The 26,965-nt window shown below is 58.9% G+C and carries 16 protein-coding genes; 9 read left to right on the forward strand and 7 right to left on the reverse strand.

All coding sequences use genetic code 11. The features are described from left to right. The first annotated feature begins 4 nt into the window (after nt 1-4). From E9954_RS27610 to E9954_RS27645, 8 genes are all read left to right on the forward strand, one after another. Complete coding sequence (locus E9954_RS27610; RefSeq protein WP_136082527.1) at nt 5-2,218, forward strand: DUF2339 domain-containing protein; 2,214 nt, start codon at nt 5-7, stop codon at nt 2,216-2,218. Then, nucleotides 2,205-3,464: a DUF3999 domain-containing protein gene (locus E9954_RS27615; protein WP_136082528.1), complete on the forward strand. Its 1,260-nt coding sequence runs from the start codon at nt 2,205-2,207 to the stop codon at nt 3,462-3,464. The genes E9954_RS27610 and E9954_RS27615 overlap by 14 nt, the downstream gene beginning before the upstream one ends. A gap of 118 nt (nt 3,465-3,582) precedes the next feature. Beyond that, complete coding sequence (gene bioB, locus E9954_RS27620; protein ID WP_136082529.1) at nt 3,583-4,569, forward strand: biotin synthase BioB; 987 nt, start codon at nt 3,583-3,585, stop codon at nt 4,567-4,569. Nucleotides 4,570-5,230: 661 nt separating this feature from the next. Next, a complete protein-coding gene (gene ilvD / locus E9954_RS27625) occupies nt 5,231-6,901 on the forward strand; it encodes a dihydroxy-acid dehydratase (protein ID WP_136082530.1) in 1,671 nt (556 codons plus the stop codon). A gap of 16 nt (nt 6,902-6,917) precedes the next feature. After that, complete coding sequence (locus E9954_RS27630; protein WP_136082531.1) at nt 6,918-7,826, forward strand: hypothetical protein; 909 nt, start codon at nt 6,918-6,920, stop codon at nt 7,824-7,826. Between the two features lie 160 nt (nt 7,827-7,986). After that, nucleotides 7,987-9,300, forward strand: a complete 1,314-nt coding sequence (locus E9954_RS27635; RefSeq protein ID WP_136082532.1) for a YihY/virulence factor BrkB family protein — start codon at nt 7,987-7,989, stop codon at nt 9,298-9,300. 143 nt (nt 9,301-9,443) lie between these two features. Next, the gene (locus E9954_RS27640) at nt 9,444-12,332 is read left to right on the forward strand and encodes an ATP-dependent helicase (protein WP_168442643.1); all 2,889 of its coding nucleotides are present in this window, start codon (nt 9,444-9,446) and stop codon (nt 12,330-12,332) included. 216 nt (nt 12,333-12,548) lie between these two features. Further along, nucleotides 12,549-13,745 carry a hypothetical protein gene (locus tag E9954_RS27645; RefSeq protein WP_136082534.1) on the forward strand — a complete coding sequence of 399 codons (1,197 nt, stop codon included), beginning with the start codon at nt 12,549-12,551 and terminating at the stop codon, nt 13,743-13,745. On the opposite strand, the gene E9954_RS27650 is transcribed toward E9954_RS27645, so the two are convergent. The 4 genes from E9954_RS27650 to E9954_RS27665 all read right to left on the reverse strand — a co-directional run bounded on the left by E9954_RS27650 (nt 13,742) and on the right by E9954_RS27665 (nt 17,975). Continuing rightward, entirely contained in the window at nt 13,742-14,680 is a 939-nt protein-coding gene (locus E9954_RS27650) for an endonuclease/exonuclease/phosphatase family protein (RefSeq protein WP_168442644.1), read from the reverse strand. The two genes, E9954_RS27645 and E9954_RS27650, sit on opposite strands and share 4 nt — an antisense overlap. Nucleotides 14,681-14,760: 80 nt before the next feature. Continuing rightward, entirely contained in the window at nt 14,761-15,621 is an 861-nt protein-coding gene (locus tag E9954_RS27655) for a 50S ribosomal protein L11 methyltransferase (protein ID WP_168442645.1), read from the reverse strand. 4 nt (nt 15,622-15,625) lie between these two features. Next, nucleotides 15,626-17,350 (reverse strand): B12-binding domain-containing radical SAM protein, encoded by a 1,725-nt coding sequence (locus E9954_RS27660; RefSeq protein WP_136082537.1) that lies wholly within the window; start codon nt 17,348-17,350, stop codon nt 15,626-15,628. Continuing rightward, a complete protein-coding gene (locus tag E9954_RS27665) occupies nt 17,343-17,975 on the reverse strand; it encodes a class II aldolase/adducin family protein (RefSeq protein ID WP_168442646.1) in 633 nt (210 codons plus the stop codon). Before E9954_RS27665 ends, E9954_RS27660 begins: the two co-directional genes overlap by 8 nt. A gap of 69 nt (nt 17,976-18,044) precedes the next feature. Here E9954_RS27665 and mtnA point away from each other — a divergent pair, with 69 nt between their 5' ends. Next, complete coding sequence (mtnA, locus tag E9954_RS27670; RefSeq protein WP_136082539.1) at nt 18,045-19,070, forward strand: S-methyl-5-thioribose-1-phosphate isomerase; 1,026 nt, start codon at nt 18,045-18,047, stop codon at nt 19,068-19,070. A gap of 88 nt (nt 19,071-19,158) precedes the next feature. On the opposite strand, the gene E9954_RS27675 is transcribed toward mtnA, so the two are convergent. The 3 genes from E9954_RS27675 to E9954_RS27685 are packed head-to-tail and all read right to left on the reverse strand — an operon-like array spanning nt 19,159 to nt 26,887. Beyond that, nucleotides 19,159-20,118, reverse strand: coding sequence for a hypothetical protein (locus E9954_RS27675; RefSeq protein WP_136082540.1), 960 nt, complete (start codon nt 20,116-20,118; stop codon nt 19,159-19,161). A 19-nt stretch (nt 20,119-20,137) separates the two neighbouring features. Further along, nucleotides 20,138-23,980 (reverse strand): DUF1566 domain-containing protein, encoded by a 3,843-nt coding sequence (locus E9954_RS27680; RefSeq protein WP_136082541.1) that lies wholly within the window; start codon nt 23,978-23,980, stop codon nt 20,138-20,140. Between the two features lie 60 nt (nt 23,981-24,040). Then, nucleotides 24,041-26,887 carry an InlB B-repeat-containing protein gene (locus E9954_RS27685; RefSeq protein WP_136082542.1) on the reverse strand — a complete coding sequence of 949 codons (2,847 nt, stop codon included), beginning with the start codon at nt 26,885-26,887 and terminating at the stop codon, nt 24,041-24,043. Nucleotides 26,888-26,965: the final 78 nt, after the last annotated feature.

Here is a 26,965-nt window from a genome sequence, read left to right on the forward strand (position 1 = left end):
CGTGATGGAAGGGCTAATTATATTGCTGGTATTCGTGGTGTTTGTTTTGCCGCTGATCCTTTCCATCGTGGCCTTGGTCAAAGTGACTTCGTTGCGGCGGGATTACGAGGCCAGCCGAAGGGCGGAACAAATTCCGCCGGCCTGGAAAGAGCCGCCTCTACCGGAAGAAACGCCGGCAAAAGAGATTCCGGATGCGTTCAAGGTTCCGGAACCCGTTGTGTCGCCTCCCCCCATTCGCCCGGCGGCGGCCAAACCGCCACCGGCCGCCCCGAAGCCACCCAAGCCAAAAGCCGGAATCGAATTCATGCTCGGCGGCAAGGCGGCGAGCTTTGCCGGGATTGCCATATTGGTGATCGGCATTGTCCTGCTGGTCGGCTACTCGATCCAGCAGGGCTGGATTGGCCCGGGCACACGGATCATTCTCGGCCTTCTCTGCGGCGGGGCGATGGTTGGAATTGGCCATTTCGTGGAGCGGAAGGACGACCGCTACCAGCTGTTCGCACGCGTCCTGACCGGCGGTGGCGGGGCACTCTTCTATTTCTGTGTTTTCGCCGCCTACAGCATCTATCAGCTGATCGGTGTCTGGATGGCGGGTGTTGGGTTGGTGGCCAGCGCCTTCGCGGTGTTTGGCTTGGCCATGGCCTACCGCTCCCAAGCGGTCGGCGTGCTGGGCGTGCTCGGTGCGTTCATCACCCCCCTGTTGATCGGCGGCGACTTCGATAAGGGCGTCTTTCCGCTGGTCTACATCGCCGTCATCAACGCGCCCGTCATTCTGCTCGGCATCAAGCGCAACTGGCAGGTGCTATACAACCTCTCGTTCGTGCTCACCGTCATCATCTTCTGCATCTGGCTGGATTGGTTCGGGCGCAGCGAATGGTGGATTGGCCTGGCGTTTGCCGTCGGCTACTTCCTCGAATATGCCGCCCTCGGCCTGCTGAAGCTGCGCTGCGAGCAGCGGATTGCCGGACGCCGCATCGATATTGTCCGTTTGTTGCTGGCCTCGCTGTTGTTGCTCGGTGCGGTCTATTGGATCCTCGACGATGCCGGCATGGACGGATGGCTCGGAACCGCCTTCCTGGCCATGGCGTTGCTTCACATCGGCCTCGCGGCCTTCGCCTTCAAGGTGCTGGCGCGCTTCAACGAGGAAATCCTCGCCTTCCTCGCCGGAGGGCTTGTCTTTGCCACGCTCGCACTCCCCGCGCAGCTCGATGGCGAATGGGTATCGCTGGGCTGGGCCATCGAAGGCGTCGTGCTGGCCTGGTTCGCCGGCCGGGTACGTTCCCGCCTGTTGCAATGCGCGGCCTTCCTGCTGGGCTTCTTCGGCATCATGAAATCGCTGGTGTTCGATGTTTCGTTGCACGATGCCCCCGGCAACCTGTTCCTGAATGCCCGCTTCATGGTCGGCCTTCTTTCCGCCGCGCTCCTCGGCGTCCAGGGCTGGCTGGCCGGCCGCTTCGACGACGAGACAACGCCCAAGTGGCAGGAGGGCCTCTGGTGGGTCGCCGTGCTCTCGGCGCTGGCCGTATTCTTCGCCGACACCTTCTGGACCATCGGCCCCGACGAGGCGCTGGCCTGGGTGATGACCTCCTTGGCGCTGCTGGTGGCCGGCGCGGCTCTCGTCTATTTCATGCCCGCCCAATCATCGCTTCAGTTGCTGGGCGGAATCCTGCTGATCCTGGTTCCGCTGAAGCTCTTCCTGCTCGACTCGTGGATCGGCTTCGATGTCGGCGGCTACCGCATGCGCGCCTTCGCCAACCCGGCGGTCTACATCCAGCTGTTTGCCCTCGCCGTGGTCGCCTTCCTTTTGCCGCGCCGCATGGCCGGCAACAGCGCCACCTACATGCTGCCCTCGCCCGACTTTTCCACCCTGCTCAACATCCTTTCGCTGGCCGGCGCCCTCGGGGTGCTGACCATCGAGCTCTTCCGGATCTCGAACGACTGGGCCGGCACGGCCGTCACCATACTCTGGGCGGTGAGTGCCATCACGTTGACCATCTTTGGCCTTGCCCGCCGCCGCCGCGCGCACCGCTATTTCGGTCTCATCCTGATCGGCCTCACCACGCTCAAGGTGCTGGTCGTCGATTCTTCCGAGCTGAAAGGGCTCGAACGCATCTCGGCCTTCATCGTCACCGGCGTGCTTCTGCTGCTCCTCTCCTTCGCCTACCAAAAGGCCTCCGCCTATTTCCATTCCTTGGAGGACAACAATGAAGAAATCTAATCTGATACTGGCCGTCTTCGGCTCGCTCTCCCTATGTTGCGCCGCCGAATCTTCCATGGCTTCCCGCTTCGAGCTGTGCCGCCAGATCGACGGCGAATTCACCGCCGGGCAGGTGGGGCGGGTCTCGCTACCCGGCGATGTGTTCGCCCAGTGCCGGTCGTTCCCGGACGACCTGCGTATTCTGGATGCGGCTGGAAAGCAGTGGCCATTCTACCTCTCGGTCGCCCGCAGCCAGGTCGAGTCGCGCGGGCAGCTGGCCGAAATCGTCAATGCCTCGTTTGTCGATGCGGAGGAGCGCTATTGGCAATTCGACCTGGTGATTCCCGCAGTTGATGGAAAAGTTCAGCCGCACAATCAACTCGAGCTGCGTTCCTCCGGCAACGGCTATGTTCGGCGGGTCGAGGTGTTCACCGCCCGTGAGCCGCGCGGCCATATGGCCACAGGCTACCTGATCCGGTCGGCCCACCACCGCAATGCCGGGAACCGGCTTGTCCGCTATCCCGCCTCCGATGCCGCGCGCCTCCACGTGCGGGTCTATGCCAACGCCAAGGACGCCACCGAGACATTCTCGGTTACCCGCGCAAACGTTCTCCACAAGGTAGCAACCACAGCGGAACGCGAAACCGTCGAATACAAGGCATTGGACGTTCCCGAGAACGAAACAACCCAGACCGTGCAGACATTCCTGTTCGATACCGGGTTTGAAAACCGGCCGGTTGAGTTTATTTCTTTCAATGTGAAGACCGCATCCTTCGTTCGTAGTGTCACCGTGCAGGGGCGCAACCGCGAAAACGAACCGTGGCAGCGGCTGGGCGGCGCCGGAATCCATCGCTATGGCGACGAATCCAAGGCGGAAATCACGCTCAGAGCCAACAAGCGCTTCCTCAAAATCGATATCCACCACTACGACGATGTGCCTCTGGCGGTAGAAGCCGTGAAGCTCGAAGCCATCCCGCGCCACCTCGTCTTCGAGGCGGCGTCCGCCGCCTCGGCCTCCCTCTGTTTCCGGGCCTGGGACATGCCGACGCCGCGCTACGACCTGGAAGCCCGGCTCTCGAAGCAAACGATGGCCGAAGCGCCGCTCTACCCAACCTTGGAAACCCGGCCCAACGAAGCCGCCAAAGCCCAGCCCTGGCGCAAATATTCCAAACTGCTCGCCGGTCTGGCGGTCGGCCTCGTCAGCCTCCTCGTCATCCGCGTCATCATCGGCATGATGAAGCAACAAGCCGGCGACTCCCAGGGCTAAGGCAATAGGGGCGCCGGCCTCTGCAACCGGCCGTCCCCGCAATTTAGATACAGTCCTTGTTTACTTCTGGAAAATCGGTAGGTACTGTCCCGCGCCTTTAAACGTGAGGAATAAGGTCATGAATTGGAAGGCGTTGGCAAACAGGATTTTGGACGGGGGTGAACCGATCAGCCGGGAAGAGGCCCTGGCGGTGCTCAACTCATCGGACGACGAACTGCTCGAGGTGCTGCAGGCGGCCTACCTGATCCGCAAGAACTGGTTCGGGAAAAAGGTCAGCCTCCACGTGCTTAAAAATGCCAAAAGCGGCGTTTGCCCGGAGGACTGCTCGTTTTGCAGCCAGTCAAAAACCTCCACCGCGGAGGTCGCGGAATACGAGATGCAATCGGCCGACGAAATCGTCGCCGGTGCCGCCGAGGCCATGGAAATGCAGGCCCTGCGCTACTGCGTGGTTACCAGCTCCCGCGCCCCGTCCGAAGGCGAACTCAAGATCATCACCGAGGCCGCCTCGCGCATCAAGGCCGCAAACCCGCAGCTCGAACTTTGCGCCTCCATGGGCTTCCTCACCGAGGAAAAGGCGCAACGGCTCAAGGATTCCGGGGTGGACCGCTTCAACCACAACCTCGAAACCTCCGCCAATTTCTATCCCTCCATCTGCTCCACCCACCAATACGAGGATCGGGTCGAAACCGCCAAAACCGTCAAAAAGGTGGGCCTCGACCTCTGCTGCGGCGGGTTGATCGGCATGGGCGAAACCCTCGAAGACCGCGTAGACCTCGCGCTTGCGCTCAAGGAACTCCAGGCCGACTCCGCCCCGATCAACTTCCTCGACCCTCGCGAAGGCACCGAGCTGGAAGGGCAGGAGCGACTCACCCCGAACGACTGCCTACGCACGCTCGCCATGTTCCGCTTCGTGCTCACCCATGCCGAAGTCCGCATTGCCGGCGGTCGCGAAACCTGCCTGCGCCACCTCCAGCCGCTCTCCCTCTACCCGGCAAACTCCATGTTCACCAACGGATATTTAACCACCGGCGGCTCCGGCTATGAGGCCGACAAACAGATGATCGAAGACGCCGGATTCGAGCTCGGCCACCTCGTCAACGCCTAGCAAAAGTATATCATCCAACCACCACGATCGTGGTGGTTGGATGATATACTTTGCGTGGGATGGGGTTGGCCGGTTGAAGGTTGGCAGTGGATTCTGTTTTCCGGAAAATCGTATTCCGAAGGTCGTTTCCTGGAACATGCGCCACTGTCTGACGCAGAGAAATCCAGGGATAAACAGGCTGCGGACCCCACGGAAAAAATCACGATCGTGATTTTTTCCGTGGGGTCCGCCCGCTGTGACGGTATCGGGAGCGGTTCGCAGAAGGGGGATGCCGTTGCAGACGAAACGTGGCTCTGGGCACAGCCCTGCTTGCGCTGGTGGGTATGGAGGAGTGGCGGGGTTATTCGCTTCTCCGCAGTAAAGTTGCTGTTCAGCGGGGTTATGTATGAAATAGCGTAGGTTTGGCTCATGCGAATGCTCAACATTGGAGGGCGAGGCTCTGTCCGAGCCGCTGCCGAGGTTCGGTTCCAGCTCGGACAGAGCCTCGCCCTCCAAAAACAACGATCTGGAATGTGGATGTTTCTCGCAGAAGATTAACACTTTTGGCTTTCGTACTAAATGCCCCTGGGAGGAGCGGCTTTCGTGGGAGGCGGGTATTTACTTCAGGGGTGGCTCTGGTATTATGCGCCTCCATTCAACGCTTTAACGAAAGGATACGACCATGCGTAGCGACAAGACGAAAAAAGGATTGGAACGGGCACCGCACCGCAGCCTGATGCGGGCCACCGGAATGTCTTCGGAAGACATCAAGAAACCGTTCATCGCCGTTTGCAATGCTTTCAATGAAGTGATCCCGGGCCACGCCCACCTCGACCAGGTTGGGAAAATCATCAAGGATGCCGTGCGTGAAGCGGGCGGCACCCCGATCGAGTTTAACATGATCGGCGTTTGCGACGGCATCGCGATGGGCCACTCGGGCATGAAATATTCGCTGCCGAGCCGCGAGCTGATTGCCGACTCGGTCGAAACCATGGTTGGCGCCCACGCGTTCGATGCCATGATCTGCATCCCGAACTGCGACAAGATTGTGCCCGGCATGATCATGGGCGCGATGCGCGTCAACATTCCGACCATTTTTGCCAGCGGCGGACCGATGAAGGCCGGCAAGACCAAGGATGGCAAGGTGGTCGATTTGATCAGTGTTTTCGAAGGGGTTGCCGCCCACAAGCAGGGCAAGATCTCCGACGAGGAGCTCGAGGAGCTGGAGTGCAAGGGCTGCCCGGGCCAGGGTTCGTGCTCCGGCATGTTCACCGCCAACTCCATGAACTGCCTGTGCGAGGCGATCGGCCTGTCGCTGCCGGGCAACGGAACCATCCTTGCGTTGGATCCGGCGCGGCACCAGTATTGGAAAGATGCCGCCAAGCGTGCGGTTGAAATGGCCTTCGCCGATGGCCCGTTGCCGCGCGACATCGTTACGCAGGAGTCGCTCGACAACGCCTTTGCGCTGGACATGGCGATGGGCGGCAGCACGAACACCGTGTTGCACACGCTAGCCATCGCCAAGGAAGCGGGGGTCGATTACAATCTCGAACGGATTAACGCCGTTTCCAAGAAGTGTCCGAACATCTGCAAGGTTTCGCCCTCTTCGCACTACCACATCGAAGACGTGCATGCGGCCGGCGGAATCAGCGCGATCCTCGGCGAAATTGCCAAGAAGGACGGCCTGCTGAACCTCGACTGCCCCACCGTCAGCGGCAAGACGCTCGGCGAGACGGTCGTTGGGTGCGATAGCCAGGATCTCGAATGTATCCGCGTTGTTGAAAACGCCTATTCCGAAACCGGCGGGCTTTCCATTCTTTGGGGCAACCTGGCCGAAGGCGGCTGTGTGGTGAAGAAGGCGGGCGTCGATCCGAAAATGCTGGTTCACACCGGGCCGGCGGTCATCTTCGAGTCGCAGGAAGAAGCCTGCGAAGGGATCCTCGATGGCAAGGTGAAGGCGGGCGACGTTGTCGTGATCCGCTACGAAGGCCCGAAGGGCGGGCCGGGCATGCAGGAAATGCTTGCGCCGACCTCCTACATCATGGGGCAGGGGCTGGGCGACAGCGTTGCGTTGATCACCGACGGCCGCTTCAGCGGCGGCACGCATGGCGCATGCATTGGCCACATCTCGCCGGAGGCGGCGGAGGGCGGCCCGATCGGTTTAATCAAGGCCGGCGACATCATTGAGATCGATATCCCGAACAACAAGCTGGCCGTGCAGCTTTCCGATGAGGAGCTGGCGGAGCGCAAGAAGGATTGGAAGGAGCCGGCACCGCGTTTCACCACGGGTTGGCTCTCGCGCTACGCCAAGATGGCCACCAACGCCAGCAACGGCGCGGTTCTGGAGGGCTAGTCCTCCCGATCTGTTAATGACCGCCAAGGCGCAAAGAAACGAAGAAGTTGTTTCCAGTTTCCTTGCGTCTTCGCGTCTTTGCGGTCATTCCCTTCTGCTTGGCTACCTGGTTGTTGGGCTGGTGTTCCAGACCCATGCCGGGAGCATCAAGGAGCGCGAAGCGGAGATCAAGGAGCGTTCCGCCGCCAAGTCGGAAGAGCAAAACCCATCCCAATCCAGCCCTAGCGCCCACTCGGCATTCGGATCGGGAACCTATCCATCTTCCGGGGGTGGAGGCAGTTTTCTGGGCGACTTCCTGGTTTGGCTGGTGGCCGCCCCGTTCCAATACCGCGCAGACGATCCTACCTCCGGCTCCGCAGGGGGCGCCGATGCAGAGGATTGGGCGGATGAACCCCATTCCATCTTTCCCATGCATCTGCCCGGCGAAGCGACGGTTCCCTATGTGCGGTTCGACTACAACCGCCAGTTTGCCGACTGGGACACGGATGATGCGCGGCTGGAACTGGGCTACAAATTCGTTGCGTTCCATGGGCGGTTTACACGCCATACGGATGATTTCGATGATAACCTGGACGTGCGGCAATACTACGCCTTGCTGCGCTACGGGGGCTACCGTCCCGACTTTCTGCCGGGCACCTTTGAGGCGGCCATCGGTTTCGGCGTGGTGCACCATGCCGGGGATGTGGACGACGATTCCTCCGGGGCGTTGACCATCCCGCTCAAGTATCATCCCTTCGAATGGCTCGGGTTTGAATTCCGCCCGGCCTGGTATCGGTGGGAGAAGGTTCGGATGGGCGACTACGATATCTCCGCCTCCCTCGGCCTCCGCTTTCTCCAGCTGCGCGGCGGCTACCGCTGGATCTGGGACGACGGAATGGTGGACGAGCAGAGCGGCTTCTACACCGGGGTGACGGTTTCGTTTTAACGGGTAACACGTAATACGTAATTGACGATCTCGCATCGCTTTGAAAATTTACGCATTACGCATTACGCATTACGCATTACGCATTACGCATCCCGATCAACGTTCCGCTTCCATTTGTGCGCCAACCCGCCTAAAGTCATGGACGACTGAGGTATAGGGTATGGCCAAACAATTCATAGACCGTGTAAAGCGCTTCCTGCATTTCCTGCAGCACGACCTGTGGCGGATCGACCTGGTGCACGACTCGAAGTTGCACGCCATTGGTGTCGAGGTGTTGCGCGTCACCCACTTGGTGCTCAAGGGCGTCAAGGACGACAACTGCAAGCTGCACGCGGCAGCGCTCACCTATTCCACGCTCATGGCGATGGTGCCGTTCATGGTCATTCTCTTTTCCATCGCAAAGGCCATCGGCTACAACGCGGCTGAGGAATCGTTGCTCGAGTTTGCCACGGAAATGCCCGAGGGCATCCAGGAATTCATCCACAATGTGCTCAATATTGTACAGGGCATCAATCCCGCAACGCTCGGCGCGGTGGGCGGCGTCATTTTCCTCTATATCATTTTCAAGTTGCTCAGTGGGATCGAGGAATCGTTCAACCAGATCTGGGGCGTGCAGTCCTCGCGCGGCATCTCCGACAAGATCCGCAACTATCTCTCCGTCTTGGTCATCGCCCCCGCGCTCATGCTGTTGGCCAATGCCGGTTCGGCGGCCATCCTCGCGTTCGCGGCAAAGGTGGAATGGCTCGGATCCCTTGTTACCTTGTCGATGCAGCTCGCCCCGATCTTCGTGCTGGCGCTGGCGTTCGTGGCGGTTTTCATGTTCCTGCCCAACACCAAGGTGGGCTTCCGGCCCGCCGCCATCGGCGGTCTGACCAGCGCGGTGATGGTGCTGATTCTCCAATACGTCATCCTGAAGTTCAGTTCCGTCCTTTTCCAGAAATACGCCATCTATGGCTCCTTCGCCTCCATTCCCCTCTTCCTGTTCTGGCTGCACCTCAATTGGACGATCCTGCTGATGGGGTCCGAATTGGCCTTTGCCATCCAGAACCGCGACACCTATGCCGAGGAGCAGGCCGCCGTCCGCGCCAGCATGGTGGCGAAGCTGTGGGTCGCCTATTCCGTCATGCAGGAGGCGGTCCGCATTTTCCAAGGGACCGAACCCGCGTTCAACACCACGCACTATGCCCGCAGGAACAACATCCCGATCCGTCTCATGAATGAAGTGGTGGGGGTTCTCTCCCGCGCGCGCCTCTTGGGCGAAGTGGCAACGGAAGGGCAGGAAACCTATGCCCTGCTTCAGGCCCCCGAGCACGTCACCGCCAAGAAAATCTATGATCTCATGATTTCCGACGGCTCTTCGCCGGAGGAGCTCGGCCTCGTCGATGACCTGGTCACGAATGAAATGCTCTCCGCCGTCGATGTCTCGCTCGACGAAACCCTCGATGCCATCAACCTCCGCAAGTTCATGGAGTAGAGCCGCCGCTATGCGGTGGCTTTTCGCTGGAACGGGACAGTAGCTCGCATATCCGATGCGAGTTCCCGTCGCCGGGGAAACGCGGATCGGATATCCACGCTACGTCATTGCGGCATCGTCTACGTTCTGGCATGTTCTCGCGCATGAATTTCCAAGAAGAACTCAACGAAGAGCAGCTCGCCGCCGTCACCGCTCCCGACGGGCCGGCACTCGTCGTCGCTGCCGCTGGCACGGGTAAAACGCGCACCCTGATTTATCGCCTGGCCTATCTGGTCAAAGAGAAAAATGTTCAGCCGTGGGAAGTCCTTTTGCTGACCTTCACCAATAAGGCGGCGAAGGAGATGATCGAACGGGCCTCCTCGTTGATCGAGTCGGAATCCGACCGCGGATTCGACCGCGGCATGAGCGGCACGTTCCACTCCTTCGCGAACCGGCTACTTCGAAGGCATGCGGGGCTGGTTGGATTCGGCAACGATTTCTCCATTCTGGACTCCGACGATTCCAAGAAGCTCGTTCGTTCCTGCATGGACGACCTGAAGGTGGAGAAGAAAAACTTCCCGAAGCCCGAAGTGATCCTGAGTTTGCTGGGGGTGACGAGCGGGCGCATGGGCGACCTCGGCGCCGCCGTGACCGATCATTTTGAGCTGACCGACGTCAACGCGGAGCAGGTGCTCGCGGTGCTGGAGCGATACAACGCCCGCAAGAAAGAGCAGAATGCGATGGATTTCGACGATCTGCTCGCATTCGCCCTCAAGTTGTTGAATGAGCACGAAGATGTTCGGTTGCGCTATCAGACCCTTTTCCGCTATGTGCTGGTGGACGAATATCAGGACACCAATGCCATTCAGGAACAGCTGGTGCGGCAACTGGTCAGCGGCCATGGTAACCTGATGGTGGTCGGCGACGATTTCCAGAGCATCTATTCCTGGCGCGGGGCGGACTACCGCAACTTTCTCGATTTCGAACAACGATATCCGGACGCCACGACCTATAAATTGCAGATCAACTATCGCTCGACGCCCGAGATCCTCGAGGTCGCGAACTCGGTCATCGCGGGAAATCCGGAGCAGTTCCAGAAAGAGCTGCGTCCCGTGCGTGCGTCGCAGGCCCGACCGCACCTTTTCCGACCGCGCGATGGGTCGATCCAGGCGCGCTACGTGATTGAAAAGGCGCGCGAGCTACAGCGCAAGGGCATGAGGCTCGCTGATATCTGCGTGCTCTATCGTTCGCACTTTCATGCGATGGAACTACAGATGGAGCTCAGCCGCGCCTCGCTGCCCTACATGCTGACCTCCGGTGTGCGCTTCTTCGAACAGGCGCACATCAAGGACGTTTGCGCCGTACTGAAACTGCTCGCGAACCCGAGCGATGAAATGGCCTTCACGCGGCTGGTGGAAATGTTCCCGAAGGTGGGGCCGAAAACCGCGCTCAAAATCTTTCGCAAATTTGGCGGGCGCTGTAATTTCCAGCGCGCCGAAACCATCGAGGAAGTCACTGCGGCCCTGCCGAAGGCCGCGCTACCGGATTGGGAAAAAATCGCACCCATTTTCACGGCCTATCGGGAGGAAAATCTTCAGGGCGACCCCGGCGAGGTCATCTTCCGTTTCGTGAAGGAGTTCTATTCCGAGTTCATGGTCGAGAATTTCGATAACCACAAATACCGTCAGGAAGACATCGACGGCTTGATCGAGTTTACCGCGAAGTTTGAAACGACCGAAGAGTTCCTCAGCGAGATCGCGTTGCAAAGCAATGTCGATGGCGAAGTCTCCTCGGAAGCGGAAGCACCGGAGGATGCGATTCGCCTGAGTACGGTGCACCAGGCCAAGGGTTTGGAGTGGAAAGCCGTCTTCATTCTCTTTGCGTGCGAGGATATGTTCCCGAGCAAAAAAGCCGCGGAGGAATCCGGCGACGCAGAGGAGCGCCGCCTCTTCTACGTCGCCGTGACCCGCACCGAGGACGAGCTGTTTATCTGCGCGCCGACGGTGCGCCGCCAGCGCGATGGCGGAATTATATTTCTCGATCCTTCGCGCTTCATCTCCGAGATCCCCCCGGAAATGTTGGACGAGGTTTCCGGGTTCAGCGCTTCCCAGACCTACTCAGCTCCGAGTGCTCCGCCGCGCCGCCCCAAGCCGCCCTCGCGGCCCATGCCGAAGCCCGCGCCGCGACCTCAAAGCACCACGCCAACGTGGGAACGCGAGCGCGAGCATAGCTGCCGGCTGCACATCGACGAATTCACGTTTTCCGACGGCGCGGCGGAAGTGGAGCTGGCTTTTGATCAGCACAATCTGCCGGGATTGACCACGTCCATCAAACAGACCATTCGCGTCGAGGATCCTCTTTTTGAGCCGATCTACAATTCGCTGAAAGATGCACTGCGCCAAGCGCCCGATGGGAGAACCATTTTGCTGTCGGTTTCGGTTTCATACACTGCGCTTTCCGTGACGGAATACGAAGTGACCGCCTGCGATTTGAAGGAATATTTGGAAACCCGCCTGGAGCAGGCGGTGCCGGCCTATTTGAACCAGCGGCTGGGAGCGTTTGAGAAGAAGGGGCGCGATTTCGTGGACATGAAAACGTTGCTTGCGGAGTGCGATGGAATTGAATCGGAATCGGAACTTGTTGAGCGGTTGGGTGCAGACGCGCGCCATGCCGAACAGATTGCCCATCTCGCAAAGGAGCATCTCGCGACGTTGGGGCCCATCAATGTCGGTACGGACGGGAATTCCGTATTGTGCCTTTTGGCGGGGGCGGAGGGTTGCTTTTTTGTTTGGGAAATCTTTGATGCCGACCTTTCCACCTATTTATGGAAATCCACGGCATCGCTGATGGAACTATCCACCAAGCCTCATCGATATGCGGAGGAGATGGCGTTGGTGCTGAAGGAGATTGAGTCGATCCCCAAGCTCGGTGGTCGGACAAAATATAAAGCGAGCAAACCCGGGAATTTTTCCCATTTTAAACACGATTATGATGCTGAAGGCTTCGAGGCGTGGCTTACCAAATTGAATCAGAAACTTGGACGGTTGCTGTAATGTTGTGGTTCGGCGAACCAGGCAAAGGTGCGCCGCCAGCGCGACGGCGGTATGATCTTCCTCGATCCCTCGCGTTTTCTTGCGGAGATCCCGGAGGATCTGCTATCCAATGATGGAGGCGGTTTTTATTAGCGGCGATGCCGCGTCGAATGTCCAAGGGCAGGGGACGTTCGACATACGACCTTCGGACTTTTGACTGGCAAATAGGGGATTGGAATGGGCTTTATATTTATTTTGGTGATTGTCGGCGTCGTTATCTATTTTGGGATGGCGAACAACAAGAAGAACCAGGCGGCGTGGCAGGCGGCGGCGGATCGGTTGAACCTGGCCTACTATGGCGGCGGTTTCGGTTCGATGGGCACGATTTCCGGGTCGGTCGATGGCCACCGCATCAACATTTCCACGTTCACCAAGGGCAGTGGCAACAGCAGCCAAGCCTATACGAAGTATACCGTTGAATACCGCCACCGCATCAAGACCGATGTAAAGATGACGCGGCAGGGGGCGCTGCATAAGCTGGGCAAGGTTTTCGGGCTGGAGGATATTACCGTGGGCGACGCGGCCTTCGATGAGCAGGTGCTGGTGCGCGGGGCCGATTCAGCGGCGGTGCGCAAGCTGCTGACCCCCGACCTACGCGACGCCATCCGGCTCATGGTCATCACCTTCCCGGACATCACCATCACGAACGAGCATGTCTGCGTGAACAAGAAGGGGAAGGATACCGAAATCTCCGCCATCGTCCGCACCGCGCGTCACGTACTGCAATTCTCTGATCAAATGAATGCTTCTTTCCCGGCAGCCAAACCGCCCGGGAATGTGCGCGTGGTTGATCCAGTTCCGCCGCCTCCCCCAATTCCCGCGGCCGAAGAGCCGGAGCCCGGGCTGGTGGAGATTGAGCCCGTTGAGCTGCCGTTCGATCCCTACACGATACCGAACCCCGTTGTTCCCGACCCGCCGATGATTCCGGTAGCGGAAGAACCGGAGCCCGAGCTCCCCGCCGTCGAAGAAGAGCCCGTCGATCAGGAACCGGAGCCGGTTGCCGAACCGGTGGTTCTCAACCTGGAGCAAGCCGCAAAGGAACTGTTTGGCGGAGATTCGAAGAGCTCGTTGGAGGCATCGAAGGTTTTCGAGGGGCAATACAAGGGCCGTTCGGTTGAAGGATCCGGCGTGCTCAAGCGGATCGGCAGGATCAGCTACGATTCCATATTCGGCAACCACCCGGGCATCAAGGCCACGCTCGAAATTTGCGAGCTGTCCGGGCCCTATTCCCAATTCAAGGTCGAGGCCAATGTCCTGTTCCCGCTTGAAAAAGAAGAAGCGCTTCGAGCGATGGTGGGGGAACCGCTTTCGATCTCCGGCACGCTCATTGCGCAGGACGCCATCATGAAGCGGCTCTATATTGCCGCCGGTTAGTTCGACACAGAAAAATCCACCATCACCGGGAAATGATCCGATCCCACATCGCCCCCGACCATCCGGTTGTGGATGGTGATTTCCGGGGAGTGGAGCACATGGTCGAGCGGGATGCGCAGGAACCGGTTGTTCGCCGGCCACGTGGGTTGGAAGCCGAATCCCTTCATGCTGTTTTTCAATCCCATTTCCGTCACTCGCCTAAACCAATAGGAAAACGGTGTAACGTTCAGGTCGCCGAGCAGCAAAACCGGATGCTTCTGTTTTTGGGCCACGTAGGGAAGATCGGCAAGCTGGCTGTTCCGATGCGAGGAATAGGTTGCGCCAATCGGCGGCAGGGGATGGGTGCCGATAATGGACACCGTGCCCTGCGGAAAATGGCCCTCGGCGATGATCGTTGGAACGCCTGCGGTGCCGATTTCAACCACCGTTGCGTGCTCCAGCGGATATTTTGAAATCATCATGATCCCGAAACACCCCTCCTGCGGTTCGGCGATGCGGTATGCATAGTCGCTGTCCAGCACGGCGAGTTCCGCCGCCCACTTCGGGGTGACTTCCTCGAGCAGCAGTAGATCCGGGTTGGCCTCGCGGATGGCTCCGAGCACCTGTTCCGTGTTCCCGTTCCCGGCATTGAGGTTCATCAGCATGGCGCGGATCGGTTTGCCCGTTCCCGGATCGGGCTTGCCGAAATAGAGCGGGAGCACGAAGGCATAGTTCAGCAGGGCCAGCAGGATGATGGCCACCGCCCGTTGATTCATCCGCTTCCAAAGCGCGATCCCGACCAGGGGCAGGCACAGCTGCATATACTGCACCCGGAAATGCGAGAATAGGTCGAAGAACCAAACGAACCGGCCGAGCAAACCTAGCAGCGTTGCAATGCCGAGGCTAATCGCCAGGAAATCAAGGGCTCCAAATAAACCAATCCGTGTTTTTTTCATTGTGTAACACCCCATCTAAACGCCGTTTCTAAATCGACGGCCGTCGATTTAGAAACGGCGTTTCATTTGTTGGGCAGACCCTATACATCGATCACGATCCCGCACCATTGGCCATCGCCATCGCGCGACACTTCCTTGCATCCGAGCTGGATGAAGGTGTCGGCCACGGCGTCGGCTTCGATTTCCCGGATGCCGCTGAGCAATATCCGCTTTTTCGCCGCGCGCTTGATCAACGGCGCGGCTTCGAGCAGCACCGAGGTCAGGATGTTGGCGCAGACGAGGTCGGCGGGTTGGGTATGCCAGCCGGGTTCCAGCACGTCGGCCTGGAAAAAATGGATCTTGCCCCCGACCCCGTTGCGCGCGGCGTTTTCGTTGCACTGTTCAACGCAAACCGGATCGTAGTCGAACGCAACGATGTCGGGGATGCCCAGCTTGCGGGCGGCGATCGAAAGAATCCCGCTGCCGGTTCCGGCATCGATCATGGTTTGGATGTCCAGCGTTCGAAAGGCATCCTCCAGCGCCTCCAGGCAAAACTTCGTTGTAAAGTGCCCTCCGGTGCCAAAGCTCAGGCCGGGATTAATGATGATGTTGGTTTTTCCGTCTACCGGCGCCTCTTCCCATTCAGGAACAATGCGCAGGTTCTGCCCGAGCTCCATTGTTTTAAAATGGTGGTGCCAAAAGGTCGTCCAGTCCTGCTCCAGATATTCTTTCGCCTCCGCCGTCTGGACCGGGAGCGTTTCCGGCAGGGCCTTCAGCGCAATCTCGGCTTCCAGCAGCGAATCAAAATAGATTTCGAGCAGCGATTCCTCGGCCAGCGGCCGGGTGACTTCGACCGGCTCCTTTACCAGCGCCCCGCGCACCCATTCGCAAACGGCATCGACCTGTTCGGTGGCAACCAGCAGGTTCAATTGCCCGCCGCTGTGTTTGTTTTCTTCGCTCATAAAACTAATCCTTTTGATGGCGCGCCTGGCGCGGCAGGCGGGCGGTATGTGTATCGCAGGCGTCTCGCCTGCTCTCCGCCTGGTCTTCTTTGGGTTCAAACGGTTTAAGGAAGCCCGGAACATCGGGACGGTTGCCGCGTTGATAGTCGAACCACAGCGCTTCCGCAACCGTTTTTTCATCCAAGCCCTTTTCCTCCACCAGATATTCGAGCAGGAGCTTGGCGAGGCGCACCATGTGCAGGTTGCCGGTGGTGTGGGTCGTGGCGTAGAGCCAGTCGGAAAAGGCCATGAATTCCGCGAAGGGGGAGTTGGGTTGTACCACCGCCGGCTCGGCGGCCCCGTGTACCGGTTCTTCGTCCGGGAGCAGGCCGGCGGCCTGCGGTACGGCGGATGCTTCGGGCAGGCCGGCGGCCTGCGGTACAGTGGTCGTATCGCAGGCGGCCCGCCTGCTCCAGATGAGCGGTGCGGTGTTGATGAACTGGCCGTTGTTCACAACCAAATTCCAGTAGCGTGCGAAGCGCTGGACACGCTGCATCTGCTCAAAGGGAATCTGGCTCGTGCTGAGGATTTCGTAGGGGGCATGGGGGCTGTAGACCATCTTCCAGTCCGTGGAATGCCGATCAATCGGCGCGCCCCGCAGCCGTTTGAGGATGCCGAGCTGGATCTCCTGCGGGTCGAGGGTCAGCAGGCGGTTGAACCCGGCTTCGAAGCTTTCGAGGTCTTCGCCCGGCAGGCCGGCGATCAGGTCGGAATGGATATGCACGCCGGTCTCTTCGCGCAGTCGCCGCACGTTGGCCTCGATCTTCTCGATGTCGAGGGGCCGTTTGATCCGGTGCGCGACTTCCTCGTTGAAGGTCTGGATGCCGATTTCGAATTGCAGCATGCCGGGGGGGCAAGCCGCAACGGCTTCCATCAGTTCGTCCGGCAGACGGTCGGGGATCACCTCGAAGTGCAGCATCATGCCCGGCTCGTAGCGTTCGTGGAAAAAGCCGAGCACTTTGAGCGCAAAGGGAATGTCGATGTTGAAGGTGCGGTCGACGAACTTAAAGTTGCGCGCCCCGCGGTCGAGCAGGTTGGTGAAGGCGGCAAACAGCTTTTTTTCCGGGAAGTAGCGTACGCACGGATCGAGCGACGACATGCAGTATTCACAGCGGAACGGGCACCCGCGCGAAGCCTCCACATAGATGGCGCGGTGCTTGATATCCTCGTCCGTGTATAGATCGTACGGCAGTTCGACCTCCGCCACATCCACTGGTTCGGCATGGATAATTTTACCACGAAGACTCGAAGAGCACGAAGGAGCACCAAGCCTCCCCTTCTTAGAGTTCTTTGTGTCTTTGTGGTTAAAAACCCGTCGGCAGAGCCTCGGGAACTCGGTTTCCCCTTCGCCGCAGATGACGTAGTCGGCATATCGGAAGATTTCCTGCTCTTCGGTTTCGTGGCTGGTTTCCGGGCCGCCGAGAACAACCACGGTTTCGGGGCTGACGCTTTTGAGCAGGGCGGCCACCTTGGTGGCGAGCTCGATGTTCCAGATATAGCAGCCGATGCCCACGATGCGCGGTTTGTGCGCGAGGATCTTTTCAACGGCGACGCGCGGCTGCACCTGGAGGTCGAACTCCATCAATTCCGTCCGATCCTTCAGTTCGCCCAGGTTGGCGAGCAGGTAGCGCGCGCCGAACGAGGTGTGGGCGTAGCGCGCGTTGAATGCGGCTAGGACAATCTCAGCCATTGCGTCCCATCATGGTTGCAATTTCGCGGAGCTGGTCATTATCGAGCTCAACGCCGCCTCCGAGCCGACCGATGTTCAAGTTGATCTTGGCAATATTTTCAAGCACCTCGATGCGGTCGAAGGCCTGCAGCAGGGTTGCGCCCGTGCAGAGTACGCCGTGGTTTTCCATCAGGATGCAGCAGGTGTGTTTCTTGAAACTACCGGCAACGGAGTCGGCCAGCGCATCCGAACCCATCAGTTCATAGGGGGCGTATTCCGGTTCGCCGACGATGGCGTAGGCCTCGGCGATCAGGCGGACGTTGATGGGCTTGCGGGCGGCCACGAAGGTGCTGGCCATCGGCGGGTGCGCATGGACGATGGCGTGCACCTGCGGGTGGCGCCGGTAGATTTCCAGGTGCATCGAGGTTTCGATGCTCGGTTTCAGGTTCGGTGTATGGTTGGTGCCGTCCATGCCGATTTCCGCTATTTCCTCGGCCTTCATGTTCCCTTTGTCGGTGGCCGAGGGGGTGAGTAGGATCAGGTCGCCGGGAACGCGCATGGAAATATTGCCGCCGGAGGTGGTGGTGAGCCCCTGCCGGTAGAGCCTGTTCATGCAGTCGGCCACAGCTTGTTTTAGGTCAATCATTGGAACCTTTCTTTCGCGTTGCGAATCCGAAATGGTATAACGCGAATCCTTAACGAAAGGAACCATTCTATGTTGGAAACCGTACGCTGGATCACTGCCGAAGGAAACGTGCTCGCCGGTTTTGAGGAGGGAGTGCCGCTATTGCCCGGCAAGTTGCGCATCATCGACCAAACCCGGTTGCCGCAGGAACTCGTCTATCTCGAACTCGACGACGTGGATGAAATCGTGGCCGCCATCCGGCGCCTTTCCGTTCGCGGTGCGCCCGCCATCGGTTGCGCGGCGGCCTTGGGCCTTGCGGCATGTGCGCAACATCTGGAGGAAAAGGAGCTGCTCGAAAAGGCCCAAGAGATCGCCGATCAACTCGCGGCCTCGCGCCCGACGGCGGTCAACCTCTTCTGGGCGCTGGAGCGGTGTTTATCACACCTCACAAGGTGTGATAAAGCGACGGCCGAGGAGCTGGTGCGGGAGGGGTTGGCCATCCTTGAAGAGGATATCCAGATGTGCCGGGCCATTGGTTCGCATGGTGCGCCTTTGATCAAGGAGGGCATGGGCGTGCTGACCCACTGCAATGCCGGGGCCTTGGCGACCGGCGACTTTGGAACGGCGCTGTCGCCCATGTATGTGGCGCACACCGCCGGTCGCAAGTTCACGGTCTATTCCGACGAAACGCGCCCGCTCAACCAAGGCTCGCGCCTGACCGCGTGGGAGCTTCAGCGGGCCGGCATCGACGTGGTGACGATCTGCGACAACATGGCGGCGCAGGTGATGAAGGAGGGGAGGATCGATCTGATTATTGTCGGTTCCGACCGCATCGCGGCCAATGGCGACGCGGCCAACAAGATCGGCACCTATGGCCTGGCGGTGCTGGCGAAGCACCACGGCATTCCGTTCTATGTCGCCGCACCGACTTCGACCATCGATTCATCCCTTGCGACGGGCGACCTGATCCCGATCGAGATCCGCGATCCGGCGGAAGTCGGCGCGGCCGAGGGGGTGCGGGTTTATAACCCCGCGTTCGATGTCACGCCCAACGAACTGATTTCGGGCATCATAACGGAGGGCGGTTTGCACCGCCCTCCGTATGGCTTTGCGTGATGTGGCGCAGGCTTTCTTGCCTGCGCAGGGCAGGCTGGAACGCGAAGCGAGTCTGAGCTGCGCGTAAGACAACCCTGCCCCACAAGCTCTACTTCGACGATTTGACGCGGAAAAACTGCTTATCGCCGTCAACCGTCCAGCTCCAGACCTGCGCCGGGCCGGCGTTCGACCAGGACTGAAGATCGTCGGAGGTTTCGAGCTGGAGGCTCAGCGTGGCTTCCGTGCCCGCCACATCCATCAGCATTTCACCGAGGGCAACATCGAGCACCGCGTTCGACGGGTAGAGTCCGTAGGTTTCCGGGTTGTCCTGGATGTGGGTCAGGAACGCGGAGCTGTCGCGGGTGGGCGAGAGGCCCTGGGCGAACTCGAAAGCATCGTTAAATCCATCGCTGTCGGTATCCACGAGCCACGGATCGGCACCGGACTCCCATTCATCGACGTTTTTGAGGCCGTCGCCGTCCGGGTCGTCGGAGAAGGAGGCGAGGATGTTGGTTGGTGCGGTCGGTACGAAGTAGATATCGGTGGCTCCCGGCCCGGTGGTGTAGCCGCCGCTCCAGCCGGTCAGCAGCCAGCCATATTGCGGGACTGCCCGGAGGTGGTGGCTGTCGTTTTCGGCGCACCAGGCCCCGTTTCCGGAATAGGCCATGTTGACCGGCTGGATTTCGCCCAGGCCGGAAACGGCCCAGGTAATCCAATGGAGTGTGCTCCAATCCCACGTCAGCGTCGATGTCACATTGGTTAGCTTTACCCAGGCGGTTCCGCTTCCCGAGGCCGGATCGGTTCCCTCTCCGGAAAAGCCGGCCAGGCTATGCAGCGTGGTTCCGCTGGGTTCATATTCCGGCGAGCCGCTGACCGAGCTATAGACCATGCTGTGCCAGGAGTTGGTCGAGACCCCGCTTTCCGGATTGGAAACCGTTCCATAGGGCGACGTGACCGTCAGGATATAATCGCGGGTGTCCACCGGTCCCGAAACCGTGTAGGTGTTATGCATGGCGGAGACACTCAGCGCTACTCCGAGAGCGACGAAGATGGATATTGTTTTTTTCATGATGATGGATCTCCTCAGCTTAATTTCCGCCGCGAACCGGCCAGACATACCGCGGGTTTTCTTTATACTGCGGGCCCTGCCGACCGGTATCGAACTTGAATTCAACGGCGAGGGCGGCATTGCCGGCAGCGGTGGTTGAGGACCAATACGCGGCCCCGGAGGTGAATTTCACGTTGTCAAACATGTCCGGAGTGACCGGCGCGTTGGTTGAATAAGTGATCAGGCTTTCGAGTTCGCGGGCATTGGGCAACCGCCAGTCGCTGTAGTTGCCGAAGTGCATGGATTCGCAGGCGGCCACCGCATTGCTCCAATTCATGCGGTTCAGGGAGGCGGCATCCTTCAACCAGACCAGTCCCGTTTGGTTGTCATTCACCGTTCCATTCCCGTTGTCGGCGAACCGCTCTCCGGCCACGGCCACGCCCTTCTGATAGAAGCCGTCGTCTCCGTCCCTCAACGAGAAGGTCTGCCCGGTTTTCGGGACCGCGGCAACATCGACCGGTTCCGTCATCCAGCGGACCAGACAGAAGCAATTCTGGCCGAATCCCCGGTGGCTGGAGAATACGGTTCCGTCGTTCAGGTTCACCGTCAGCGCATAGTCGGTGCTGTGCGGCGAAACCGTGCTGGTCCAATAGACGACGTTGGTCCAATCCGCGAACGGGTGCCCTTCCGGCAGCATCGGGGTGGATTGGCCGTAGTCGAGCAGGCTGAGCATTTCGCGCACATTCGGAAGGCGCCAGTCGGTCGCACCTGCCGAGCTTGAATATTCGCAGGCGACTATGGCCGCAGTCCAGGAGGTGTTGTATCCGTCGGAGACGTACCATTCCAGTCCGGTCCGCGAGTCATGGAAACGGCCGGAGCCTGAATGGCCAAAGCGGGGAATATATTCGTTTGTGAATTCCTTCACGCCTTTTTGCAGGTCGCCGTCGTCGCCGACCGCAAAGCTGTTGGTCTGCCCGGTAACCGGCAGCGGTTCATAGGTGGTTGGCTCCGAAATCGTTTCCTGAATTTCCACCCCGCCGCGGCAGGCCATCACATAGCAACTGTTGCCCTTCGAGTAGGCATCAATATGGCCGTTATAAAAATCAACAATATATCCATAGCCGGTGCTATACGGTGTCGAACTGGACCATACCCTAACGGCCGTGCCGCCCGGGAAGCTAACGAAGGGATGGTCCGCCGGAAGCGTCGGGCTCGGGTATTTCTCTCCGTAATCCACCAGCGTTTCAAGCTCATTGATGTTCGGAAGACGCCAGTCGGTGTGCCCAGCAGCCGTCAGGCCATTACACGCATTAAGAGCCCCTGCCCAATAGGTAGAGCCGAGTTGGGTTTTGCACCACATCAACCCGGTAAGATGATCGGTGGCCGTGCCGTCGCCATGATCTGTGAAGCGCGGTTCGGGCCACGCCTGCCCGGTCTGAAGATCCCCGTCTTCTGTCGACCGAGCAGCGTCCCAACTGTTGGCCTGGCCGGTTTTTGCAATGGCAACCATTCCGGTGGAAGAGCCGCGCACCGGAAGGTATCCATACGAACTCCCCAGGCTCAGTGGGAGTGTATAGCCGTAGTTCCCATAGACCGCATACGCGTATCCCGTATTGTATTCAAGCCGCGTGCTGGTCCAGTAATTATTTCCGGTTGAAAAATTAGAAAACACCCCGAGCTCCACAACGGGATAGCTGCGACTGAAGTTTGAAAGGAGTGAGCGCATCTCGCGGACATTGGGCAGTCGCCAATCGTCATGTCCGGCCAAAGAAAGATTCTCACAGGCGCTCATGGAGTTATACCAGGATGTATAACTGGCGGTCTTGCCCCACTGAAGACCCGTCATGTTATCCGTAACCGTGCCGTCGCCGTTATCTGCAAAACGAGGCGAGGGCCAAACCATACCAGCCTGAAGATCGCCATCCTCACCATCAATACCCATATAATAGTCCAGCGTGATTTGAGTTTTTGGGATAGCCCATGGTCCTGGCGTGTAAGGCGCATAGAACGGCAGGCCGTCTTCGGAGAGCAGATTAAACGTCAGCTCGTCCACGTTCAGATTCCAGTCCGTGCCGGCATTCCAGGTGATTGTATTGCTGGGTCCGGCGCTTACCATGCCGACCGCGCCGGATAGCGCGGAGGCATTCAGGTTCGAACCGTTTTGGAATACCTCCAGGTCAACCAGCAGGCTGCGGGTACCGGCCACATCGTAGGTCACCTCCACCTCACGCGCGCCTTCAACCTGCGCTACGGACAGGTTGGCAATCGATGCTGGAACCGAGAACGTGGCGATTGCGCTCTTTGGCGCATCCATCGTCAGCGGCGCAGAGCCGGTTCCGGTGGCATCGCCGCTCCAGCCGTCGAACACCCAGCCTTCGGCCGGTGTGGCGGTCAGCGTCTGGACCGATCCCTCATCATAGAAACCGGAGGCCTGGCTGACCGTTCCGCTTCCTTCCACCTGAATATCCAGCCGGTGGTCGGTCTCCCACAGCCAGGTTAGCCGGAGATCGGGGGAATTCAGCTCCAGTTCCGTCCAGTTCGTCGTTCCGGCGGTGATATAATAATACGAGCCAATATAATGAGAGTAGCCATGCTTTTGCCAGCCGGTGCAATAATGGCGGGTTTCCGGACCGACCACATTCTCCACCGAGCAGGTCACCACGGTTCCCGGGGCGTACATATCGTCGCCAACAGCCGGAACCGGATCGCCATGGGCCGAAACGACCGCCAGTCTGGATTCCAGATTCTCCCAGATCCAGGTGATCGACGAGGTTGCTCCGACGGTGACGACCACAGAATTGGCGCTGCCGGAGGCCGGCACCGATCCGGAGCCGGTCCAACCGGCACACCGGTAGCGAATGCCGTTGACCGTCACTTCATTCTGAACCGAACAGGTCAGCTCTGTGCCGATTGAATACGACCGGCTGCCGACCGTTGGGTACGGGGACCCGAAACCGGAGCTGACCGTAAGAACAGCATCCAAGGGCTCCCAGTTCCAGGTAATGGAGGAGTCTTCATTCAGCGCGACCGCCACCGCATTGGTGGCGCCGGAGGCCGGCACCGATCCGGTTCCGTTCCAGCCGACACACGCGTAGCGCACCTGGGTCGGGGTGAAGAAGCCGGTGTAGGCCAGGTTTGTCGCCGAGCAGTCGATAACGGTGCCTGCGGAATAGACCGAATCGCCCACGGAGGGAGAGGGTGCTCCATAGGCGGAAGCCACCGTCAGCGTATGCACTTCTGCCTGCGAAGCCGTAAAGTCCACGATGGCTTTGTAGTCCGTTGCGCTTCCGACTGCGTAGGCGCTGCCCCGCAGGTAAACATGGGTTGTTCCGGCAGGAAGCGGGGTTCCCGTAATCGTTGTGGATCCGTTTGCACTCGAATAGGAACCCTGTCCTGTGGCCGGATCGTAGGTGATGGTTTCATCAAAGAAAGCGTCCCAGGTGGCCGGCACCAGCGTATCATCGAAGCCGCCAAAGCCATAGCGGTTGGTCCCGCCATCGCTGTAGTAATGATATCCCCACCGAAGCAGAACCGTACCATCTTCCGCCACGATCTCGTCCGGCCGGGAAACGAGTGTGCCGCTGCCTCTCGAAACATAAAGGTTTCGATCAATGACAATCTCCCCGTACCCGTTTACAGGGAGCAGTATGGATTTAAAAGCGCCGGCGGCATTCTGGATCCACAGGTAGCCGGACGTCTCGGTCACGATGCCGCCGGCCGAGGATTCGTCAAAACCTGTGTGACCGCTTGCTGTAATCAGGGCCCATTTTGACGGATCAATCGAGGCATCCTCGAAATCATCCGTCAGCAGTACGGTGTTCGCGGCCTGCGCGTTGTGATGTGCCGCAGCAAGGAGCAGTGCTGCCAATAGTCGCTTTTTCATACCTCGTCCTCGTGGAAGCCGACCGAACCGAACAGCCCGGTCGGTGAATGGGTTTGATCGTTATTTTGAAGAGCGCACGCGGAAATATTTCTTCTCGCCGTCCACCGTCCAGCTCCAGACCTGCGCCGGGCCGGCGTTCGACCAGGACTGAAGATCGTCGGAGGTTTCGAGCTGGAGGCTCAGCGTGGCTTCCGTGCCCGCCACATCCATCAGCATTTCGCCCATCGCCACATCGAGCACCGCGTTGGACGGATACAGGCCGAAGGCATCAACGTTGGCGGCGATGTGGTCGACCACCCACTGATCCGACACCGTCGGGTTCCAGTTATGATCCACTTCCAGCTTGTCATCAAACCCATCGCCGTCCGTATCGGATTTCCAAGGATTGGAACCGATGGCGGTTTCATTAGAGTTGAGCAACCCATCGCCGTCCGCATCGTCGGAGAAGGTGGCGGTGACGGCTTTCGGCCCGTCCATCATGATGAAGGCGTCGTTGGTTCCGGAGGCATCGCCGCTCCAGCCCATGAAGAGCCAGCCTTCATCCTTCGTTGCAGTTAAGGTTTGCACGGAACCGGCGAGGAAGAACGCTTCATCAGGGTCCACGGATCCGCTACCCGTAATGTTGATATCGAGTAGGTAGTTGGTCGCCCAGTTCCAGGTGATAGAGGAATCTTCGGTCAGGGTGACTTCAACGCTGTTGGAAGTTCCAGAGGTTGGAACCGATCCGGTACCGGTCCAGCCGATGCATTCGTATTGCGTGGTGCCGGCATTTACATGGGCGACGGAGCAGGTGACTTCGGTGCCCCAAGCATTCGAGGTGGTTCCAATGCTTGGAACCGGCGAGCCGTGAATGGAGGCAACGGTCAGTGCGACGTCATCCATCGGGATGCCAAGGATGGAGAGATGGGCATCGTCGAGTCTGGCGTAGCCTGAAAGCTCAGTGCGGTATCGGATGGATCGTGTTGAAGGCGGAACTGTGTTGGTGGCCATCTGCTCAACCCAGGCCCCACCTGTATTTTCCACAACGGGCAGACTGTTTGTACTGATGGGCTGCTCGTTCATGTCCAGATATTCGATCTCAATCTGCCCCGCTGAGCCGTTGCCGCCAAATTGCCATCCTCCAAATGAGGCGCGGTAGATCCCGGCATCGATATCCTCAGCGGTCAATCCCTCATTCAACAAATTAATAACCTGATAGACCTCTGCGGTATATGAGCTGCGGCAGGTAACGTACGGACCATTATGATAAGGCAGGTTGTGAGGAAGAGAGCTATAAGAAATGTCCGTGCGCCCCTGACCATCGCGACGCCATGTTGTGTCATAAAGGTCGAAAGAGGGGCGGATCAGCAGATTGGTTCCGGCACCACGGTTGGCGTTTTCTCCGGTGCAGAAGCGAATGTCATCCAGGAACGGTTGAAACCCAAAATAACCCCAATAGGATGACCAGGAGCAGTGCCCGATTCCACCAAGCTTCGTAATCGATGCCGGGTCATCAATTTTCATCTCGACCTGAGTTAGGCCGGCGACAGCAGACCACTGCGTGGCGCCTTCCATTTTCATAAAAACGCTGCACAATCCATACTTCCCGTCTGGGCCGACATAGCTGAAGTCAAAGTCCAGCCGAAACTCAACCCAGGTATTAATATCCGGGGATACGGTGCTGTGCACAGGCGTTTCTTCTGCATCGTAGATGCGCAGATAGGCATCATCGCTTGTGGGAGCATGTGCTCCCATTCCAAACTCAAAAAAACGGGCTCCGTCATTGGTAAAGGAGTGGTCAGACAACGTGATTCCACTAAAACCGGAACTGTCGCTTTTAACTTTCGGTCCCAGTTTTGAGAAGTACTGGATCGACATGTGCGTGTTGGTGGTGACGCTGAAGGGCAGGTTCCGGTAGGATGCCTTTCGGTAGTACATAAAGTCCGCCCCGGTCATCACCGAATTCGAGGGCGACTCGGTTACCTGCTTCAGTCCTGACCAGGTTTCACCGGGCACGGCCTCCCAGGCCCAAGACATATATTCTCCATCACAATCATCCAGCGTGGTGAAAGTCAGATTTTCTTTGAGGGTGGTGAACGAAAGTGATTCAGCGGTCTGGACGATGCCGGAGGCACTCAGGCCGTAAACCAGCAATTCATCGCCCGGCTCGACCATTTGTTCAAAATCGAACGACAGGCTGTTGGTGGAAGAATAGAGGGTTGTATTGTTGTATTTAACCAGCACCTCTTGCACTCCGGCGGGATACGTTCCCTGAACCCGCACCCGGGACAGGCCGTCTTCCGCCGGAGCCACCCAGCGCGCAACTGCCGGATCCCAGGATTCGCTGATGATAATATTATCCAGCCCGATCGTGTCATTATCGCTGGTTGCCGCCGCAGTTTGAAGATCCAGTATTAGCGTCAACGATTGCCCGGTTACCGCGCCGAAGTTTATATTCGTATGGCCACTCGTGCTTCCATCAATCGCCATATTGTTCTGCTGGAACGGAACGGCTCCGCTTTCATTGGTTATGGTCATGCTGTCAATCGGAATAAGCCCCGTACCATAGATGCCCATATCCAGACTGTGCAGGGTAACCTGATGCGCGGTTTCGGCTTCAAAATGAACGATGGTCCAGCGTTCGCCGTCATCTTCGTTTTCCAGCACACCGATCAGGTCGCCATAGCTGTTATGCCAATAATGCAATCCATCGCCGACCCCGATATATTCCACCGTGACATTCGGCGTGAAGCCCTCACCGGCTTCTCCGTAGGAGTAGGCCCCCATGTTTGTACTGGTTACGTTGTCGCCATAATCCTGCGGCATCAGCTCATAGTTACTCACCCCAGCATCGAAGGTCAAAATGGTTGCCGATGCGGTTCCGCATGCCAGTACCGCCAGGGCGGTCAGTAGTTTGACTATATTCATGTTTTTCTCCTGCTTCCTGTTATCCGATCTGTAATATGCACTGACAACTTATTGGTGGAGAGTCGCACGCCGTGCGAC

The sequence above is a fragment of the Pontiella desulfatans genome (genome assembly GCF_900890425.1).
Lineage (GTDB): Bacteria > Verrucomicrobiota > Kiritimatiellia > Kiritimatiellales > Pontiellaceae > Pontiella > Pontiella desulfatans.